The following is a 20,636-nucleotide window of genomic DNA, read 5'->3' as shown; positions in this document are numbered from 1 at the left end:
CCTTTGCAAAAAATCAGGGCTGTATTTTTACACAGTATCGCGCTGGCGTCAGCCTGCGGATGCGGATCGCCCATGAAAAGTCGAACCGCTCCGCAATTCTCCGGCAACACGATGCTTTGTGTATCAGAGCATTTTATACATCAGCGTAGTGGCATCCATCGCCCCCTGAGTGGATCGCGCATAAGATGGAATTTCCCCCGCCACCAGCCAGCCCAGCGCGCGATAAAGCGGCTCCGCCACATCGCCACTACGGGTATCCAGCACCAGCAGCGAACGGCCCGCCTGCTTAGCACGCACCTCCGCCCTTATCATCAACTCGCGCGCGATTCCCCGCCGACGCGCATCGGGATGAACCAGCAGCTTGATTACCTCGGCGCGGTGCGCACCGTTCGGCGGCATAGCCAGCACCACCATCACCGTTGCTACAATGCGATCGGCCAGCCTCGCCACCAGTAGCGTTTTATCGCCGCAGGCCAGGCTGAACACCACATCCTGCCAGAAACGACTGAAAGTCTGCGGATCGCAGTTAACAAAGCCGACGCTGGCCCCCTGCGCCACACAGCCTTCCAGTACCCGGCACAGTGCCGGAAGCTCATCACGCGCCTGCTGCGCGTCCAGCCACTCATATTCAATCTGATTCATGGGCGTGCCACCACCAGCGCATAGCGAGCGCCTCCGGCTTCCGGCGCGCTGAACGACGTGCGGCCAAACAGATGAAAGCGCAGGCAGTCACCCTTTTCCAGCCGCCACTGCTGGTCATTCATGCGGAAAATCAGCACACCGTCCAGCATCCAGATATGCTGCTCCAGCCCGGCCAGCGGCGGCAGGTCATACTCAATCAGCGCACCCTGCTCCAGCTGCGCCTCCACCAACTCGGCGTGAAAAGCCTGTGCGGGCGGGGACACGCTGCGCCGCAGATAACCGCTGCTGGCATCGCGCCAGACGTTCTGCTGCGAGGGTCGGAGATGCTGCGGACCACTCTGCTCCACTTCGCTTAGCAGGCGCGACATGGTCAGCCCATAGGCGCTGCACAGCCGGTTGAGCAGCGCGGCGGTCGGGCTGTTTTCCCCGCGTTCAATACGCGACAGCGAGGCGCGGCTGATGCCGGTCATCTCCGCCAGCGTCTCCAGCGACCATCCCTGCTCAACTCGCAGGTCGGCCAGCCGCTGAGCCAGACGATGTTCTGTTTGCTTCTGGTTCATGGATATCTCATTTAAGGGAAATAATCTCACATATGAGATTTACCGCAAGACAGCACTCAGATCAAGTTGTACATCCACAATTTGTCTGTACAGCATGCTAATATTAAATGCGGGCTGATAAGGCCTGAGAGTGAATGAGGTGAGAAATGACGTTGTACAGCATCGGTGATGTTGCTGAGCGCTGCGGGATTAATCCGGTCACCCTGCGTGCCTGGCAACGCCGCTATGGCCTGTTAAAGCCGCAAAGAACTGAAGGCGGTCACCGCCTGTTTGACGAAGACGACATTCAACGCATTGAAGAGATCAAACGCTGGATGAGCACCGGCGTGCCGGTGGGGAAAGTGAAGGCGCTGCTGGAAGGCGAGAACATCGAGATCCACGACGGCTGGGTCACGTTGCAGGAAGAGATGATGACCGTGCTGCGCCACGTGCGCCCGTCGAAGCTGAGAGCGAAAATTGCCTCAGCTGGTCGTGAAAATCCGGCCGATGCACTGATCGACCACGTTTTTCTGCCCATCCGCCAGCGGCTTAATCTGGACCAGAATACCGCCCGCGCGATGTGCAGCCTGCTGGACGGCGCGCTGATTGACTACGTGGCCTTTTGCCTGACCGGTTCACGTAAAAAAGCAGGTAAGGATGCACTACTGATCGGCTGGGGCATCGAAGACCGCACCCGACTGTGGCTGGAAGCCTGGCGGCTTTCGCAGCAGGGCTGGCGCATCGACATACTGGCCGAGCCGCTGGAGCAACCGCGGCCGGAGCTGTTTCCCGGTCAGAAAATTTTCGTTTACACCGGTAAGCCCCTGACCCGACGCCAACAGGAACAGCTGGCGCACTGGCAGGAACAGGGGTTCACGGTGACCGCGCACGGCAGCGAACCGGCGACCGAAGAGAAGAAAAACCACTCTTTGGTTTAATAATCTCAGGCGAAGGCGTTATAATCCGCTTTCCTTTGAGAAAACGGGTTACGTTATGAACTGGCAAAAAATTGGTGTGGTCTTTATCTTTCTGCTGATGGCTTTGGGTGGAATTGGCGGCGTGATGTTGGCCGGCTATACCCTGATCCTGCATTCGAAATAACCCCCTTTTGCTCACCAGGCGGCATTTTCTGCCGCTCCTCTCCTGTTTGTAACTTTTTGTTTTATCTTATAACCAGCTGGAATTTAACTCCGCCAGTCGGGCTGGTTATGCTCTGGGTTTATTCTAAAAAGACCCAAAAAAACATCATGACCGATCTCATTACCTCTTCAGCGCACGTTGCGCAGGCAGGGAATGCGCCCACAGGCGCAGCAGTCACCATTCGCCGCGCGGCGGATGTCTCTCAACTGGTTAACAACAGCGACAGTTCGCGCAGCAATGCACGTATTGTTATCGGCATCGCCCTCGGCGGTGTATTCCTGGATGCTTACGATCTTGGCGCACTGGCCTTCGGTATGAAGGATGTCACACGCGAGTTTGGCCTTTCGCCTTCCGGCGCGGGGATGATTGCCTCTGCGATTACCCTCGGCGCAATCGTTGGCGCACTGATTGGCGGCTATCTGACGGACAAAATTGGCCGCTATCGCGTGTTTATGGCAGATATGTTTTTCTTCGTATTTGCCGCGCTGGCCTGCGCATTTGCCCCCAATGAGTACGTGCTTGCCGGTGCAAGATTTGTCATGGGAATGGGCATCGGTATCGATTTGCCGGTGGCGATGGCGTTCCTTGCTGAATTTTCGAAATTAAAAGGGCGCGGCAACAAGGCGGCCAGCATCGCGATGTGGTGCCCGACATGGTACGCGGCGATCTCGGTTTCTTACCTGCTGGTGCTGTTCTTCTGGTCGGTGCTGCCGGAAAGCCACAGCGACTGGATGTGGCGAATTATCCTCGGGTTTGGTGCGATTCCGGCGCTGATTATTATCGCCATCCGCAGCAAGTATATGAGTGAATCACCGATCTGGGCGGCGAATCAGGGCGATCTGCACGGTGCCGCCGCTATCCTGCGAAACTCCTACGGCATCAACGCCCACGTGGCGAAAGATGCCGATCTGACGCCAGCACGCCCGGTGCGCCGCGCCAGCTGGGGTAACTACGCCGCGCTGTTTAAAGGCATCTACCTGAAGCGCACCACGCTGGCCACCGTTACCTCTATCGTTTCGCCGTTTGCCTATAACGCCGTGGCATTCGGCCTGCCGGTCATTATCTCCAGCTTTCTGGCGCAGTCGATGCTCACCACTATTCTGCTGTCGCTGGCGCTGAACCTGCTGTTTGCCTTTACCGGCGGCATCCTTGCTGTACGGCTGGTGCCGCGCTTCGGCGCATGGAAAATGATGACGCTGGGCTACCTCTGCCAGATTACCGCACTGCTGGGCCTGGCGCTGGTCAGCCGCCCGGAAGACGGGCATCAGGCAGCGATTTCAGTAGCGATGCTGGCGCTGTTCCTGCTCGGCCAGGGCTTTGGTCCGGGAGCGCATACCATGACCTACGCATCGCTGAGCTATCCGACTTCTCTGCGCGGCGTGGGCGTGGGCTTTAATCAGATGATGGTGCGCGCCAGCTCCACTGCCTCGCTGTTCCTGTTCCCGGTACTGGCAGCGGCGCTGAGCACTGACGTGTTCTGGGTGATTGCGCTGGCTCCGATTGTCGGCCTGCTGGCGCTGCTGGCGATCCGCTGGGAACCGTCAGGCTACGATGTTGATGCGGAGGATTTCGCGCTGAACGGTAAGTAATCGCAAAACATCAGGCATCGCTGGTCAGCGCCGAGCCTGCCTTATCCGTAAAGCGCGTAAACTCATCCGGGATACGGGAGAAAGTATGCAGGAACCAGGGGGTAAATCGCCCGGGTTCCTGCTGAATTTCTGCCGTGATCTCAGCCAGAGAGGCATAGCGCCAGGCATCAGCCTCTTCGGGGTTAAGCTGCGGTTGTTGGTCGCTGATGGCGAAATAGACGTGGCCGTATTCGTGTTCAGTCAGACCGTTACTCAGCGGCAAATTGTAACTCAGCTCAAAAACCGGCTGTAACGTCAGCCGCATGCCCATCTCTTCAAACAGCCGGCGTTCGGCGGCGTGGCGGGTTGGCTCCTGCGGATAGGGGTGACCACAGGTGGTATTACTCCACAGGCCGCCGCAGTGGTATTTTCCGCTGGCCCGCTGCTGAAGCAGAAGCTGATGAGCAGAATTAAAGACATAAACGGTTACCGCGCGGTGCAGTAATCCTTTTTCATGCACCTCCAGTTTTTCCATCCTGCCGGTGGCGCGATCGTCACGATCGACAAGGATAACTTCAATAGCTGCCATGCGAACTCCTCAGGTCATTTCCCCGCTATTCTGGCATATCCAGGTGGCAAAATACTGTACAGAATAGTGCGCACTGCCTAAATTACAGCATAACCACCGCAGTTTATTCGCCGCCGGCGCGGAAACGATCACTCGCTGGCTTCAACCACCTGCTGCCGGGCGCGGAAAATATGCCCTGCGCCGTATTGCAGCAGCCGTGCAACCAGCTGATAGCCGCCGTTTTCTTCCGCCTGAGCGAATTCGCGCTCCAGCTGCGTGACCGGCGCCGCCCACAGCAGATTCACCTTCTCGTCGTCAAAGCGCGGCAGCGTAAACTGTCCGGCTTCGCGGCCCAGTGTGCCCGAGAGGATAAAGCCTTCAAATCCTACAGGGGCCATGGAGGAGGTCAGCGTGTGCCCTTCACCCAGCCAGCTGATGCGGTCCCAGGGAAGATGGGCAAAACCGGCCAGCGCACTGGCCATCTGCACCGCATTTTCCTCGGTCATAACTTCAGCGTCAATGGCCATTGCCAGCTCGGTTCGGCGGTACTGCGGGGCAAGATCGTTATAAAGATGATCGACCCACGGCATCGGGCGAATGCTCATGCCCAGAGTCAGAAAGTACCAGTTACCCTCATGGTAATGCTGGGAAATCGCCATCGGCGGCCAGCTGCCGCGATCGATAGCATAATACTTGATCGACTCGCCAAACTGTTCGCTGTAGCACGCCAGCATCTTTTGCTGGAACGGCTCCCAGCACTGCCCTTCCTGCCAGTCGCGCCAGAACTGCCGGTGCTGCTGTGCGCGGGCATAATGCTGATTAGTGGACGCCGATCCGAGCGGTGCGGTGAGCCGATTCGCTTTGATGCAGCCAGCGGAGTAGCTCACCTGCTTTTCCTGATACAGGCTCCAACCGGGGATCACCGCCAGCAGCTGCCCCTGATACCACAGGGCCGCGCCGTCGTCGCTGGGTTCCCAGATAATCTGCAAACCGGCAGGATCGAGCATCGGTTCAGCCTGCAGCGTGCGGCAGAATTCCGCACTCAGCAGCGGTGCCCTGCCCTGCTCCATGGCAGCCGTATCTTCCTGCGCCGGAGCGGGCAGCAGATTGCGCAGCCAGCAGCCGCGCACGGCAAACTGGGTGCGAAACGCTTCCGCCGGCCAGATGTAGAAATAGGCTGTGCGTTCATCCTGTTCAACCAATGCAATCAGCGTCTGCTGTTGATTGGTCACTTCAGCAATCTGATAGGGCTCTGTCATAACGCCTCGACGTTGTCTGGATGCTTTTTTCCGCAGAATAGAGCAGGATGGCGGGTCGCGCGATGTCAGAGCAAGGGTATTTGTCTCAAAAACCGCGGGTTCAGCGCCCCATGCGCGCCATTGCCCGCTGATAAGCCCCCTGACGGATCGCCCAACGCAGCAGCCCGGCGATAAGATAAATCCGCCCGTTGATCAGGCGATGTCGAAGCGGCGAGTAGTGTAAACCAAAGGCATTCAGTGCCCAGTCGGGCAGCAGCGCGATGCCCGCCTGCAGCATCGAGTACATCGCCGGGCGCGCCTGCCAGCTGGGTGCCGGCGCGTTCATCAACAGCGACAGCACCTCGTGCGTACGTTCGTCGCAGCGCAGCTGTGGCCGCATCCGTTGCAGATAGGTTTCAACTTCCGCAACGCTTTTCGGCACCCGCTCAGCCCCCAGCGCTTCCGCAACCCGCGCCGCTTCGGCGTAGTAGCGATCCTGATCTTCCAGACTGAGCTGCGGATTTTTATAGCGAAGATGAGCAGCAAGAAAACAGCGAGTCTCGGCAACGTGGACCCAGGTCAGCAGCGCCGGATCGCTGGCGGCATAGGGAACGCCGTATGCATCCGTGCCGGTAATATGCAGGTGGATGCGCTTTACCCGCTCAATCAGTATGTGCGCATCGCGATAGTTGCCGAAGGTGGTAACGGCGATAAACTGGCTGGTTCGCCGCAGCCTGCCCATCATATCCTGACGAAAAGTGGAGTGATCCCAGACGCCCGCCAGCGCCAGCGGATGCAACATCTGCAACAGCAGCGCCGAGATGCCGCCGCACAGCATCGATGAAAAATCACCGTAGACCCGCCAGATAACGCTATCCGGCCCGTAGATGCCGGGATCGCCCGGCGGCTGCGAAATATCAAATTCATTCAGCGACAGGCCATTAAGGCGAAAAACCTGCTGCTGAATTCTGTCTCTTAACCCTGGCATACTGTTCCTGCCTGCAAACGGGGCAGGCTTCTCTGCCCCCAATCTCTAGCGGTAATCAAACTCAGCGTTTTCGGTGCGAGCGGAGTCAAGCCCGATCATCACGTTGAATTTGCCCGGCTCGGCCACCTGCTGCATTTTGGCATTCCAGAATTTCAGCGCGTTCACATCGATCGGGAAGGTTACGGTCTGCGACTCACCCGCTTTCAGCATAATGCGCTTAAAGCCCTTCAGCTCTTTTAACGGACGGCTGATGCTGGCCACTTCATCGTGCAAATAGAGCTGCACCACCGTCGCACCGTCGCGCTTACCGCTGTTGGTTACGGTCACGCTGGCGTCAATTTTGCCATCGCGCGGCATTGTGGCTGAAGAGAGCTTCACCGGCGACAGGGTAAAGGTGGTGTAGCTTAACCCGTAGCCAAACGGATACAGCGGACCGTTGGCCTCGTCGTAGTAGTGCGAAGTGTATTTGTTGGGCTTTTCGAAGTTATAAGGCCGCCCTGTATTCAGGTGGTTGTAATAAATCGGCAGCTGTCCCACCGAACGCGGGAAGGACATCGGCAGCTTGCCGGACGGGTTATAGTCGCCGAACAGCACATCGGCAATGGCGTTACCGCCTTCCGTGCCGCTGTACCAGCTCTCCAGCAGCGCATCAGCCTGCTGGCTCTCTTTCACCACCGCCAGGGCACGGCCGTTCATCAGCACCAATACCAGCGGTTTGCCGGTGGCTTTGACCGCATCAATCAGTTTACGCTGACTCTCCGGCAGCGTCAGATCGCTGCGGCTGGAAGCCTCATGCGCCATACCGCGCGCTTCACCAATCGCCAGCACTACGACGTCGGCTTTCTTCGCGGTTTCCACGGCTTCATCCAGCATCTGCTGTGGTGAACGGTTGTCCACCGTGATTGCCGGTTCGTAGAGATTGAGGAAATCCTGAATGCCTTTGTTATCGGTGACGTTCGCCCCTTTGGCATAAAGCAGGTTGGCTTTACCGGCGGTGGCATTTTTCATCCCCTGCAACAGCGTAACGGACTGCTTCGCCACGCCCGCGGCGGACCAGCTGCCCATAATATCGATCTGACTGTCGGCCAGTGGCCCAATCAGCGCGATATTACCGCTGTTCTTCAGCGGCAGCGTCTCCTGGCGGTTTTTCAGCAGCACCATACTTTTGCGTGCTACGTCGCGGGCGTCGGTACGGTGCAGGCGGCTTTCGGCGTTGGTATCCGCCGGGTCCTGGTCGGCCGGGCCTAAGTGGCTGTACGGATCGTTAAACAGCCCCATATCGTATTTCACATTCAGCACGTGGCGCGCGGCATTATCAATTTCCTGCTCGGTGACTGCACCGCTTTTGACCAGCCCCGGGAGGTATTTGCTGTAGTACTCATCGCTCATACTCATGTTCACGCCGGATTTGATCGCCACGCGCACCGCATCCTGCGGATCGCTGGCCACGCCGTGTTTAATCAGCTCTTTGATCGCACCGTGATCGCTGATGGTGATGCCTTTAAATTTCCACTCATCGCGCAAAACGTCTTTCAGCAGCCAGCTATCGGCACTGGCCGGTACGCCGTTCAGCGAGTTTAGCGCCACCATTACCCCGCCGCTGCCGGCATCCAGCGCCGCTTTATACGGCGGCAGATAGTCCTGGAACAGCCGCTGCGGGCTCATATCCACGGTGTTGTAGTCGCGGCCGCCTTCAACCGCGCCGTAGGCGGCGAAGTGCTTGACGCTGGTCATCACCGAGTAGCGGTCCGCCGGGCTTTTTCCCTGCATCGCGGTGACCAGCACGCGGCCCATTTCCGCGGTCAGATACGTATCCTCGCCGAAGCCCTCAGAGCCACGCCCCCAGCGAGGTTCGCGGGTGACATCCACCATCGGAGCCCAGGTCATATTCAGGCCGTCATCGGCAGCTTCATAGGCAGAAATTCGCCCCACCTTCGCCACCGCGTCGGTATCCCAACTGGAGGCCAGCGCCAGCGGGATGGGGAACTGCGTGCGCTGACCGTGGATGACGTCATAGGCGAAAAACAGCGGGATCTTCAGCCGGCTGAGCTGCATCACCTGATCCTGCATCTGGCGAATATCGTGCCGGGTAACGGTGTTGAAAATCGCCCCTACCTGCCCGTGCTGGATCATGTCGCGGATCGCTTCTTTCGGGTTATCCGGCCCTACGCTTATCAGGCGCAGCTGGCCGATTTTCTCGTCAAGAGTCATCTTTTTCAGCAGATCGGTGACGAACGCATCGCGTGCGGCAGGTGTCAGTTCATGTGGACCAAACAGGTCATCGGCAAGGGCTGGCTGAATCGCCAGAGCGGCAGCAAAGCTGACGGAACAAATCCATTTCATCAGATGATCATCTCTCAAGTGACTAAGGCGTATGAGTTTCATGACGGACAGGTAACAAGTTGATTCAGTTTGTCATACCTTGAGGATAGCAGCTAGTGAGGTATCGACGAATGTCGCGTGATAACAACAGCTTTATTGCATCCGCAGCGGTGCTAAAGTAGGGGGGTGATTCTGACAAGGATATGACATGCACACTTCTCTTCCGGCAGGACAAAAACTGATTTCTGAACTGGGTCGCATCGTCGGCCGCCACCATCTGCTTACCGATCCCGCGCAAACCGAGCGCTACCGTAAAGGCTTCCGCTCCGGCGAAGGCGAGGCGCTGGCGGTGGTCTTCCCGGATTCGCTGCTTGAACAGTGGCGGATACTACAGGCCTGCGTGGCGGCGGATGCCATTATACTGATGCAGGCGGCCAATACCGGCCTGACCGAAGGCTCCACCCCCAACGGTAACGATTATCCCCGCGATATCGTTATTATCAGCACACTGCGTATGGATAAAATCCGCCTGCTGGATGAGGGGAAACAGGTGCTGGCGTTTCCCGGCAGCACGCTGTATCAGCTGGAAAAAGAATTAAAGCCGCTGGGGCGCGAGCCGCACTCGGTCATTGGCTCCTCCTGCATTGGTGCGTCGGTACTGGGGGGGATTTGTAATAACTCCGGCGGCTCGCTGGTGAAGCGCGGCCCGGCCTATACCGAAATGGCGCTGTACGCGCAGATCGACGCCGACGGCGTGCTGCGCCTGGTTAACCACCTTGGCATCAACCTGGGCACCACGCCGGAGCAGATCCTCACCCGTCTGGATGATGATACCTGGCAGCAGGGCGACGTACTGCATGATCAGCGCCACGCCTCGGATCATGAATACGCCGATCGCGTGCGGGATGTGGAAGCCGACACCCCTTCGCGTTTTAATGCCGACGCGCGCCGCCTGTTCGAAGCCTCCGGCTGCGCAGGCAAGCTGGCGCTGTTTGCCGTCCGTCTGGATACCTTTGCCAGCGAAACCGCCCAACAGGTGTTTTATATCGGCACCAACAATACCGACGCGCTGGACCAGCTGCGTCGCCATATGCTGGCCAACTTCAGCAATCTGCCGGTCGCCGGGGAATATATGCACCGCGATATCTTCGATATTGCCGAAGTGTACGGTAAAGACACCTTTGTGATGATCGACAAACTCGGCACCGATAAAATGCCGATGTTCTTTACGATGAAAGGCCGTGTTGATGCCTGGCTGTCACGCATTAAGTGGTTTAAGCCGCACTTTACCGACCGCGTATTGCAGAAGCTGACCGCCCTGCTGCCCTCCCATCTACCGGCCCGCATGAAGCAGTACCGCGAACGCTATGAGCATCATCTGATGCTGAAAATGTCCGGTGATGGAGTAGCCGAAGCGCGCGCTTACCTGCAGGAATTTTTCCACCAGGCTGAAGGCGCGTTCTTTGAATGCAAAGGCAAAGAGGGCGCGCACGCGTTTCTGCATCGCTTTGCCGCTGCGGGTGCCGCCGTGCGCTATCACGCCGTGCATCACGATGAGGTGGAAGATATTCTGGCGCTGGATATCGCCCTGCGCCGCAACGACCGTGAGTGGTTTGAACGGCTGCCTGCCGAATTTGACGATGCGCTGACCCACCGTCTCTACTACGGGCACTTCCTTTGCCACGTTTTCCATCAGGACTACATCGTGAAAAAAGGAGTCGATACCCACGCGCTGAAGGAAAAAATGCTGGCACTGCTGGCAGAGCGCGGCGCGGAATATCCGGCAGAGCATAACGTTGGCCATCTATATAAAGCCAAACCGCAGCTGAAAGCGTTTTATCAGCAGCTCGATCCGACCAATACCTTTAACCCGGGTATCGGTAAAACAACGAGAGAAAAACACTGGGGCAGCTGCGACTGTCAGAAATAACCCGCTAATCCGGGGCGGAATTATTTCGCCCCGGTGCCCTCGCTCATATTCATGTTATTTACCCTTCCTGATGTACCCCGAAACATTGTTTTTTTCCACTTTTGCGCTAATAGTCAATTGTATCCTGTGATAACTGTAATCATGCCAACTGACTGGCGGAGGAAATATGGGCGTAGTAGCAGAAGAAAATATTACTGCTTCAAATAATAATAGCCTTACCAGCAATAAAAATTACTGGACCGTACAAGATGTAGAAAAAGCCACGAAGGGCAGCTGGGTTATTCCCCCTGCTGAAGGCTGGACCGCCACCGGCGTCTCAATTTTCGCTCCCGCTCTGCAGCCCGGAAATATGGCGGTTATCCGCACCGAAGATGATAAAACCGGACTGCTGGCCAGCGTAGCTTTACGACTTTCTCCTCCGCCCTCCTGCCTGATCACTACCGCACCGGAAAAAATTCTGTCGGACAGTATCCCACTGCTTAAGGTTGCCGATAATACCGATGCAATTCTGGCGATGGGCCGCTACGCGCGCGATAAGATGAAAGGCCGGGTGCTGGGCATCACCGGCAGCGCCGGGAAAACCACCTGCGTGGCAATGGTCGCCGATGCGCTCTCCGCCTGGGGGCCAACCTGCAAGAGCAACAACAACGCCAACCTGCCGCGTGGCGTGGCGTGGAATATCGCCTCAATGCCCTGGGACAGCGCTCATATCGTACTGGAAATGGCCATTGGCAGAATGGCGGTCAGCTCGCGAATGGTGCGCCCGGAAGTGGCAATTTTTACTAATATCCAGCCCGCGCACCTCGGTGAAAACACCACCGTCCACGACGTAGCGCTGACCAAAAGCGCCATTTTTGTCGGCATGGCACCCGGCGGCGTGGCGATTTTAAACCGCGATATGCTGGAGTGGGAAACGGTCAGCCAGGCGGCTGAAGCGAAGCAGCAGAATATTGTTAACTACGGTACGCATCCCAACTGCCAGTACCGTCTGGTTGAATATGACGCGCAGAAGCAGCAGGTTACCGCGCAGATTGGCGATCGCACCCTGCACTACACGCTGGCGGCGGGCGGAAAGCATATGGCACTGAACAGCCTGGCGACGCTGGCCGCGGTGGAAGCGCTGGGCTATCCGCTGGAGCCGGCCATTGAGAAGATCGGACAATTTGCCGCCCTGGCCGGGCGCGGTGAAGAAAAACAGGTCACTGTTAACGGCCTGCCGCTGACCCTGATCGATGATGCCTATAACGCCAATCCAGGCTCGATGCAGGCAGCCATTGAGCGCCTGAGCGGCCAGAACTGTACCGGGCGGCGGATTGCCGTGCTGGGTGAAATGGCCGAGCTGGGCTCCGGCTCGGAGAATTATCATACTGAACTGGCACCGCTGCTGAACGCCAGCCAGATCGACCAGATCTTCCTGGCAGGATCGAGCTATAAACACTGCTGGGAACAGCTGGATGATGGGAAAAAAGGGGCGTGGGTTGATGCGCCGGACGATCTGAAACCGCTGCTGCTGGAGACACTACAGGCCAATGATACGGTCCTGTTGAAGGGCTCAAACAGCACCAAGGTTCATCAACTGGTCAGTTGGATAGATCAGATGCAGAATAAAGCAGGTTAAGCCATCAGGCTGCCGGTGGGGTTGCCACCGGCGGTCATCATGCGTTTACTCCGCGGCATCCTGTAAAACCACCTTCCCGTCTTTACGCTCAATAATCATCGTCTGCGGCGCAGACAGCGCCACGCCTTCCTTGCGCAGTCGGGTCAGAATATCGAACAACAGATCGCTTTTCGCTCCGCTCACCTGGCGCGGGCTGGCGACGTTGCCGGTAACGGCCAGTACAATGCCGGTCGAGGTCAGATCTTTAAACGACACCGACGGCTCCGGGTTTTCCAGAATACGTTCATTATCGTTATAGACATCCAGCAGCAGCTGACGCACCTGCTGCGGATCGATATCCAGCGGGAAGGTCAGCGTAATGGTTGCTACCCCCTGCGCATTGCCCATGGTGGCGTTACGCACGTTCTGCGAAATCAGCTGCGAGTTCGGCACAATGACCGTGGACTTATCGCTGAGCTGGATCTCAGTGGCACGCACGTTAATACGACGGATATCACCCTCAATACCGCTGATACTGACCAGGTCACCCACTTTTACCGGGCGTTCAGTCAGCAGGATCAGACCGGAGATAAAGTTCTTCACAATCTCCTGTAAACCGAAACCGATACCGACCGACAGGGCGCTGACAATCCAGGCCAGTTTGTTCCACTGCACGCCCATAATCGACAGCGTCATCAGGATCACCAGCACAAAGCCGATGTTGCTGAACAGGGTGATCAGTGAAACGCGCATCCCCTTATCCATGGTGGTTTTAGGCAGGAACTCGTTTTCCAGCCAGTGCTTGACCGAGCGCAGTACCCAGATACCGACCGCCAGGCACGCCAGCGCGTTCACCACATGTGCCGGAACGATATTCATCGACTCCAGGCCCTTACCGCCCCAGAACTCAATCGCCTTCTGCACCAGCTCTATCGGCGTTGCGCTACCGAATGTACCGTTCAACAATGCCATCGCCGCCGCCAGCAGCAGCAGCGTTTTACCAATCGCACCCAGCAGGGCCGCAACCTGACTAAGATGGCGCGCGTCGATGTTCAATGATGCCTGGATGCGCTTGCCCGAGGCATTATTAGTGGAGAACAGGCTCTCGCTGGCATCGGTCACCAGCTGGCTGAAGATGTAGAACAGGCCAAACACGATGCCCATCCAGATCAGTTCATAGGCAAGGAACCGCGCCAGGGTAATGTAGCCAATCACCAGGGCAACCATGATGGCAAAGCCGATCAGCGTCAACGCCATCTGGATCAGGCCAACCAGCGTCGATCTCGCCTCCGGCTGATGGCCTTCCTGAATCATTCTGCGGCGTACGCGATTGGTGCGAATGCTGATCGACAGCGCGGTTGCACCGATCAGCAGCGCGGTCATACCGTTGGCAAAAATCGTCGTCGCCACGCTGGTATTCGCGCTGCTGTTGAAGTTTTCAACCGTCTGGAAAATAAACACCAGCGCGGCGGTCAGCGGCGGATACGGCTTCAGAGACATCGCCACTTCATTGGAAATTTGCGGCAGTCGCCATGAAGGGCGGCGAGTAGAGAGGAAAGCGCGGCCCAGGCCGGCAATCAGACCGCAGAAAATACTCAGCCCGACCAGTTTATCGGCAAAGACGCGAACGTCATCCACCACCTCGTCATGGCGGGTAAAGGCCAGATCGAGGAAATTAAACGCCAGCACCACCGCCCCCAGCGTGGTTAACGCAGTAGCTGCAGCAAGGAAGCTGCGGCGCAACCGCCCTTCCGGCAAATGGTTGATACCCACCCAGGCGAGGAACTGTTCCAGGTAACGGCGGCCCAGCGTTGCCACCAGACCGGCGGCGAGTATCCAGCCGATGGAGCCAAACATCCAGCCCGGCTCAAAAGAGAGCGACGCGGCGGTTTTCAGTTCATCAATAAATTCACCGATCTTTTCGCTATCGTCGCTCTGGTTGTTCGTCAGCGGTGCCCAGAAACGTGGACCCAAAATACTGCCTGCATTCAGCGCCAGCTGGGTTTTCAGCGCATCGCGGCGCAGATTGACAATCTGGGCAGAAAGGTTGATCGAACTGGCTTTGATCGCTTCAGCCTGCTTGATCTGATCGTCGGTTTTGGTCTTCTGACTTTCCAGCTTGCTGCGTTTGGTGGTGACTTCGCTGGTTTCCTTTACCCCGCTGTCCGCCGCGGGTGCCGGGCCAAGCACCGCCAGCTGCGCCTGCAGCTGGGCACGCTGAGGGATAATCCCCTGAATCAGGGCATCGGCATCACCGGACAGCTCCAGTGCGAGGTCATTAAGCGCATTCAGGCGGGTATCGTTAGTTTCACTGGATACCTGCTGCTTAATCTTATCAAGCACTTTCTGCATCTTAGGCAGCTCAACGGCCCCATTGACCTTGATCGGCACATCACCGTTTTGCTGAGCGCTATCGCTATCGGCCGCCTGCACCCACTGCGGCGACAGCGCCACCAGTACCAGCAGACACACCCGAAGAAAAGTTAACATGCCTGACATGAACGAAGTTCCTGATAAAAAATTAGAGGGCACCGAACGGTACCGGATGAATATCGCGGCATAGTTTATGCCTTTGCCGGGGTACGTACTATAAGATTTGCGATAGAAAAAAAAGTCTCAGCCATAAGAATAATCTATGGTGTTTTACCGTGAGCCGCATGGCAAATTAGAAAGAAAACCACAAGGAATAGTCATGGTTAGCTCTGTATCTGCCGTGCGCATCCGCGACGCAGAAGAAGCCGATTTCGATATCATTACCCGCATCTACGGCTGGCATGTCCTGCACGGCAGCGGCTCATTCGAAGAAACGCCACCGGATGTCGATGAAATGACCGAGCGTTTCCGCAAAGTCCGCTCCTTTGGCCTGCCCTGGCTGGTTGCGCTAATTAACCATGAAGTGGTCGGTTACTGCTACGCCACGCAGTATCGTCCCCGCCCCGCCTATCGCTATACCATTGAAGACTCTATTTATCTGGCATCCGACGCGGGCGGCCGGGGCATTGGCAGCGCGCTGATGACGGCGCTGATCGCCCGCTGCCAGCAGGGGCCGTGGCGGCAAATGCTGGCGATCGTCGGCAACGGCGAACGCAACGCCGGCTCGCTGAATCTGCATAAAAAAATGGGCTTCGAAACGATGGGAAATTTTCGCAACGTGGGATTTAAGCATGGCGAATGGCGGGATACGCTGCTGATGCAGCTGGCGCTACAGCCGGAAGCGACAGAGGTGCCGGAAAGTTAACCCCTCCGACACACTGTAAGCGGATTATTCCACCGCGCTGTCGTCGGCAACGCCGTTGCTGGCTACCTGAGCGGCCTTCTGCTTTTTGTAACTCAGCGCTGCAGCAGGAACCGGGGAGATCTTACCGGTTTCAATCCAGCTGCGCAGGCGGTTGGCATCGGCGAAATGCGTGTACTTCCCGAAGGCATCCAGCACAACCAGCGACACCGGGCGCTTATTGATCACCGTGCGCATGACCAGGCAGTGCCCGGCCTGATTGGTGAAGCCGGTTTTGGTCAGCTGAATATTCCAGTCCGGGCGATACACCAGATGATTGGTGTTGCGGAACGGCAGGGTGTAATTCGGATGGCTAAAGGTGGCCATATCTTCGCGGGTGGTACTCAGCTCGCCCAGCAGCGGGTAGCGCTTACTGGCGATCAGCAGTTTGGTCAGATCGCGGGCGGTTGATACGTTATGAATAGATAAACCGGTTGGCTCAACGTAGCGGGTATTCGTCATCCCCAGCGAGCGCGCCTTGGCGTTCATCGCACGAATAAAGGCATCGTACCCCCCCGGATAATGATGTGCCAGGCTTGCCGCCGCGCGATTTTCCGAGGACATCAGCGCCAGCAGCATCATATTCTTCCTGCTGATTTCACTGTTGAGCCGCACGCGCGAATAAATTCCGCGCATTTCCGGAGTCTGACTGATATCCACGCTGAGGATCTCATCCATCGGCAGATGCGCATCCAGTACCACCATCACCGTCATCAGCTTGGTGATTGAGGCAATCGGGCGCACCAGGTCAGGATGGTTAGCGTAAATAACTTTATTGGTATCCATATCGACAATCATCGCACTGCCGGAGGCAATTTCCGGCTGTGCCGCGCGCGTGATTTCAGATTGAGGAGTCCGGGCATTGGCCTGAGTAAGGAATAGCGGGCCGGAGAACAGCAGGGCCAGACTCAAAAGAGATAAACGGATTTTTGCAGGCATCAGTTCAGAACTTAACGGCTAGTGATTCAGGTGTGGTATCCACACGCCGCCACCCGCTGAAACGGAGATTACGCGAGGGCTGGCTCGCGCATAATACGCTGTAAACCGAGTATTTTCCTATCGATTATTCGTTTCCAGGCGTTTCCAGATCGCCACCGGTTTCCCGGCGGCGGACGGACTTAAAACAGGCGATAACCATAGCCCCACATCAGGACGGTGATCGCCAGCAGCACTTCCAGTACCAGGATACCGATCGCCAGTGTAGAACCGGAAATACGCAGGCTCTCTTCGCGGTCGATATTCAGGAAAAGAGGTATCCCCACGTAAAGCAGATAGCCGGTGTAGGCCAGCGCCAGTGCACCGACCAACACGCACAGCCAGACCAGCGGGTAAAGCGCAACCAGCCCGCTCAGGAACAGCGGCGTAGCGATATAGCCGGCGAAAACCATACAGCTGTTCAACTTTGGCCGCTGCGGATAATCACGCGCCATCCACCAGATTACCCGCCCCATTACCGCTACCCCGCCAAGGATCACGGCATAAAACACAATCGCCAGCGCGAAGGCACTGAACAACGACAGCGGAATGGTCTGCCCCACTCCGATATCCCAGCCAATTTGAGTGGTACCAATAAAGGCACAGACCACCGGGATCAGCGCCATCAGCAAAACATGATGAGTGTAATGATGGGAGAGCGTTTCGTTCTCCCGCTTGATATCCCGCATCTCACGGTCAGGATGCGCAAGAAGTCCCCATACGTGGTTCATATCTTCACTCCTCACAACGTCTGGCCGCCTGTGGTTTCAGTCTTAAGCGGCAACATTATCAGTATACGCGCCCCTGAATAGTTTGCTTTTTGCTCAGCCACACACAAGAGCTAACGCCCTATTTTCTCTTCAGAAATAAATCCGGGGATTTTCTGCGGGCTGCGGGATCGATCACAAAACGCTAGACTAATGAGAAGGAAACACTTTTAAGGGGAACTATTTTGCCTACTGATGTGAATGCGCTGATTACGGAGTACGGCTATTGGGCACTGCTTATTGGCTGCCTGGCGGAAGGTGAAACTTTCACTCTGCTGGGCGGCGTTGCCGCTCATGAAGGACTTTTGCACTACGGCTGGGTGCTGCTGGTGGCCGCCTGTGGAGGCATTCTGGGTGATACCGCACTGTTTCTTCTGGGCCGCTACTACGGTACCAGCATTTTGAAACGGTTTAAAAAGCACGAGGACAAAATCGCCTCTGCAAATCAGCTGATCCGCAAACGACCCGTGCTATTTGTTATCGGCGTACGTTTTATGTATGGCCTGCGCATTGTCGGGCCGATCATCATCGGAGCCAGCCGCCTGCGGCCCACGACTTTTTTGATGCTCAACGTGATTGGGGCGCTGCTGTGGGCCACGCTGTTTGTCTCGCTCGGCTATCTGGGAGGCCAGGTGATTGCGCCATGGCTGCACGCGCTGGACCATCATATTAAACATTTATTCTGGCTACTATTGGCAGCAGCTTTAGTCTGGGGAGCCCGTTTAGCCTTTCGCCACTATAAGCGCAGCAAATGACACTTCGTCTACGATTGTTGGAGGGCACTTCCAACCTTCCCTTCCCCCGAGTGACAGGCGGCACGAGCATTGCGCTGCCCTTCATCACATTATGTCATTGATAAACCGTTCGCTTATTATTGTTAACGTTATCTGATGACCAATTGCTATCTTGAAAAATCAATCACATAAAAAAGCATAGAAATAATGAAAAAATATTTCTTAAATTTTACAGACATAGTCTATGTAAACTATGGATCGCATATGCAATCAATTGAATTGACGCTTATTTTTCAGTGTTTTTACATAAAATGGCAATTTATTGTGATAAAAATCACATTTTCAAATAAAAAAAACGATAAGTTTTTTAATGATTTTACGAATAAATCACACTTTTCACGCTTGAGATGCATAAAAAGAAATCAATAATTACAATTTTAAACAACAGAAAGTCTTATCAATAACCTTCAGACTGAGAATATTCTTAGTACAAATGTCCTGACCCTGTAACGCATAAATTTTTTTAATGAAAAAAAGTCATTTCAATTCATAATGTTATAAAAATATGACAATCCCCCATCACTGGTAATGCCATTAAGTTAGACTTATCTTAACTTTAGATAGCCTGTTGTTACCATATGAAACCATCCAATAGGAAACACCTATCAAATATCTTCTTCCCGTGCATTCAAACCAATTTCAATTAACTGAATTAACACACTAAGCTCCAATTTAGTCAGAGATCGGTGTTCTCGGGTCGCGGAGATGATTTCAAATTGAGTGATGCGCTGCTAATGATGAAGAGCTTTAACCTGTTGATGGTGTTAAAGGACTGCAGTATGAATGGCGCTGACCGCCTGCTTACCCTTTCAATCCGAAAAGTATGCTTACCAGAGCCATCGCGCTAACGCTGTTCCACAGATCCAATACAGCGCGCTTGATCTCAGGATTATCCTACGTAACGGATATTGTCGATTGGCAGGGGTCGCCGCAACGGCTGGCAAATATGTGAAGTCCGGCAGGTTATATTTCAGGATAGCTGAAAATAATGTGAGCATTAGCAAACTATTTGCTCCCCCCCTTATTCAAATATGGGTTAATAAAATTACCGCCAGATAAAAAATAAGGATTACACGTCCTGAATAAGTAAGAAATTCCAGTTTTGTGGGGAGGAGCGATCCGCTCTGCCATCATGAGGTACCAGGATGATAATGATATTAATTATATCAATATCAAAAAGTCACCTCTGATAATAATAATCCAGGGTGATCAACTGGATAATAAAACTATTTTTATGCCCCTTATTCAGGGGGGTATTGTCTTGCCCGTTTATCAGATGACTCATTGTTTATCAGTGAATTTATGGCTAATTAAATGCGTAAACCACGAGAACAATAAAAACAATCCGATAGCCAGGTATCAGACCCGTCCCGCTGAAAATGTCATCGATAAGGTACGCATAAAACTTCCGCGCCAGAAGCAGTAAAAAGTTGAAATAAGAAGGGAATAAGCTCCAAAGGTGCTTGCTATAACTTCTATTAAGTACGTATCAAATTAGTAAACAATTTGGCAAAGCCTTGAGGCCTGCCAAATGCTTAATCCTCATGGGAGTGCAAGTTTATGAATAATATAGCTGTAACCGTAAAGGATGGCGGAGCAACCTCCAGCGTATCAGCTGATCAGGTTAATCTGACCAAGCCTAGCGTAGTAAAGCTACAACTGGAGCGCAGCGACATCGCTGCAACAACACGCTCCGGGAATGATTTGATCGTTACGCTCCATTCTGGCGAAAAGGTCGTACTCCAGAATTTCTTTGTGGCTGATGCACAGGGCCACACAAGTGATTTAGTCCTGGAAGATAGTCAGGGCGCTCTGTGGTGGGTGCAGGATCCCGCCACCGGTTTCCATTTTGAATCTATTGCCGATATCGACGGCTTACTGCTGGGCGATACGGAAGCAAGTTATGCGGCCGGGCTGGCATTTGCTGGTGCCGGTCTGCTTGGCTTAGGAGCGATGCTCCTGGGTGAAAGCGACGACGATAAGAACAATAGCGACGACAGCGATTCAGACTCAGATAGTGATGCCGACGCCGATGCCGATGCCGATGCCGATGCCGATGCCGATGCCGATGCCGACGCGGATGCCGATGCCGACGCCGATGCCGACGCGGATGCGGATGCGGACGCCGATGCTGACGCGGATGCCGATGCGGATGCCGACGCCGACGCGGATGCCGACGCCGATGCCGACGCCGACGCGGATGCGGATGCGGATGCGGATGCTGATGCTGATGCTGATGCTGATGCTGATGCTGATGCTGATGCTGATGCTGATGCTGATGCTGATGCTGATGC

At 55.4% G+C, this 20,636-nt stretch carries 17 protein-coding genes; 8 read left to right on the top strand and 9 right to left on the bottom strand.

The genetic code is table 11. The features are described from left to right. Positions 1–123 precede the first annotated feature (123 nt). Both AC07U6_RS11525 and AC07U6_RS11520 read right to left on the bottom strand, forming a co-directional pair. Positions 124–642 (bottom strand): GNAT family N-acetyltransferase, encoded by a 519-nt coding sequence (locus AC07U6_RS11525; protein ID WP_494762096.1) that lies wholly within the window; start codon positions 640–642, stop codon positions 124–126. Beyond that, positions 639–1,202: a helix-turn-helix domain-containing protein gene (locus tag AC07U6_RS11520; RefSeq protein WP_494762095.1), complete on the bottom strand. Its 564-nt coding sequence runs from the start codon at positions 1,200–1,202 to the stop codon at positions 639–641. Before AC07U6_RS11520 ends, AC07U6_RS11525 begins: the two co-directional genes overlap by 4 nt. 146 nt (positions 1,203–1,348) lie before the next feature. Here AC07U6_RS11520 and AC07U6_RS11515 point away from each other — a divergent pair, with 146 nt between their 5' ends. The 3 genes from AC07U6_RS11515 to AC07U6_RS11505 all read left to right on the top strand — a co-directional run bounded on the left by AC07U6_RS11515 (position 1,349) and on the right by AC07U6_RS11505 (position 3,910). Further along, positions 1,349–2,119: a MerR family transcriptional regulator gene (locus tag AC07U6_RS11515; protein WP_494762094.1), complete on the top strand. Its 771-nt coding sequence runs from the start codon at positions 1,349–1,351 to the stop codon at positions 2,117–2,119. Between the two features lie 55 nt (positions 2,120–2,174). Further along, entirely contained in the window at positions 2,175–2,282 is a 108-nt protein-coding gene (locus AC07U6_RS11510; protein WP_494762093.1) for a protein YohO, read from the top strand. A gap of 146 nt (positions 2,283–2,428) precedes the next feature. Further along, positions 2,429–3,910 carry an MFS transporter gene (locus AC07U6_RS11505; protein ID WP_494762092.1) on the top strand — a complete coding sequence of 494 codons (1,482 nt, stop codon included), beginning with the start codon at positions 2,429–2,431 and terminating at the stop codon, positions 3,908–3,910. A 10-nt stretch (positions 3,911–3,920) separates the two neighbouring features. Here AC07U6_RS11505 and idi read toward each other — a convergent pair whose 3' ends face one another. From idi to bglX, 4 genes are all read right to left on the bottom strand, one after another. Then, positions 3,921–4,478, bottom strand: a complete 558-nt coding sequence (gene idi / locus AC07U6_RS11500) for an isopentenyl-diphosphate Delta-isomerase (protein ID WP_494762091.1) — start codon at positions 4,476–4,478, stop codon at positions 3,921–3,923. Positions 4,479–4,606: 128 nt separating this feature from the next. Further along, positions 4,607–5,716, bottom strand: coding sequence for a suppressor of fused domain protein (locus tag AC07U6_RS11495; RefSeq protein WP_494762090.1), 1,110 nt, complete (start codon positions 5,714–5,716; stop codon positions 4,607–4,609). A gap of 100 nt (positions 5,717–5,816) precedes the next feature. Then, the gene (locus AC07U6_RS11490) at positions 5,817–6,683 is read right to left on the bottom strand and encodes an oxygenase MpaB family protein (RefSeq protein WP_494762089.1); all 867 of its coding nucleotides are present in this window, start codon (positions 6,681–6,683) and stop codon (positions 5,817–5,819) included. Positions 6,684–6,728: 45 nt separating this feature from the next. Continuing rightward, a complete protein-coding gene (gene bglX / locus AC07U6_RS11485) occupies positions 6,729–9,026 on the bottom strand; it encodes a beta-glucosidase BglX (RefSeq protein WP_494762088.1) in 2,298 nt (765 codons plus the stop codon). A gap of 187 nt (positions 9,027–9,213) precedes the next feature. Here bglX and dld point away from each other — a divergent pair, with 187 nt between their 5' ends. After that, complete coding sequence (gene dld / locus AC07U6_RS11480) at positions 9,214–10,935, top strand: D-lactate dehydrogenase (RefSeq protein ID WP_494762087.1); 1,722 nt, start codon at positions 9,214–9,216, stop codon at positions 10,933–10,935. Between the two features lie 166 nt (positions 10,936–11,101). Continuing rightward, on the top strand, positions 11,102–12,553 hold the full coding sequence (locus tag AC07U6_RS11475) for a UDP-N-acetylmuramoyl-tripeptide--D-alanyl-D-alanine ligase (protein WP_494762086.1): 1,452 nt from the start codon (positions 11,102–11,104) through the stop codon (positions 12,551–12,553). A gap of 45 nt (positions 12,554–12,598) precedes the next feature. Here the strand turns inward: AC07U6_RS11475 and AC07U6_RS11470 are convergent, their stop codons facing one another. Further along, positions 12,599–15,031 (bottom strand): DUF3772 domain-containing protein, encoded by a 2,433-nt coding sequence (locus AC07U6_RS11470; protein ID WP_494762085.1) that lies wholly within the window; start codon positions 15,029–15,031, stop codon positions 12,599–12,601. Positions 15,032–15,224: 193 nt separating this feature from the next. On the opposite strand from AC07U6_RS11470, the gene AC07U6_RS11465 reads away from it, so the two are divergent. Then, entirely contained in the window at positions 15,225–15,770 is a 546-nt protein-coding gene (locus AC07U6_RS11465) for a GNAT family N-acetyltransferase (RefSeq protein ID WP_494762084.1), read from the top strand. 24 nt (positions 15,771–15,794) lie between these two features. Here AC07U6_RS11465 and pbpG read toward each other — a convergent pair whose 3' ends face one another. Then, positions 15,795–16,745, bottom strand: coding sequence for a D-alanyl-D-alanine endopeptidase (gene pbpG, locus AC07U6_RS11460; RefSeq protein ID WP_494762083.1), 951 nt, complete (start codon positions 16,743–16,745; stop codon positions 15,795–15,797). Positions 16,746–16,924: 179 nt separating this feature from the next. Next, positions 16,925–17,512, bottom strand: coding sequence for a Yip1 family protein (locus AC07U6_RS11455; protein WP_494762082.1), 588 nt, complete (start codon positions 17,510–17,512; stop codon positions 16,925–16,927). 221 nt (positions 17,513–17,733) lie between these two features. Here AC07U6_RS11455 and AC07U6_RS11450 point away from each other — a divergent pair, with 221 nt between their 5' ends. Then, on the top strand, positions 17,734–18,303 hold the full coding sequence (locus AC07U6_RS11450) for a DedA family protein (RefSeq protein ID WP_494762081.1): 570 nt from the start codon (positions 17,734–17,736) through the stop codon (positions 18,301–18,303). Between the two features lie 1,599 nt (positions 18,304–19,902). Further along, on the top strand, positions 19,903–20,636 hold a 734-nt coding region (locus tag AC07U6_RS11445; protein WP_494764798.1), incomplete at its 3' end, for a BapA/Bap/LapF family prefix-like domain-containing protein.

This window comes from Erwinia sp. GW821-FHT03D09, assembly GCF_059420805.1.
Note: the sequence above shows the minus strand (reverse complement) of the source record. Positions and strands in the feature narration are given on the sequence as shown.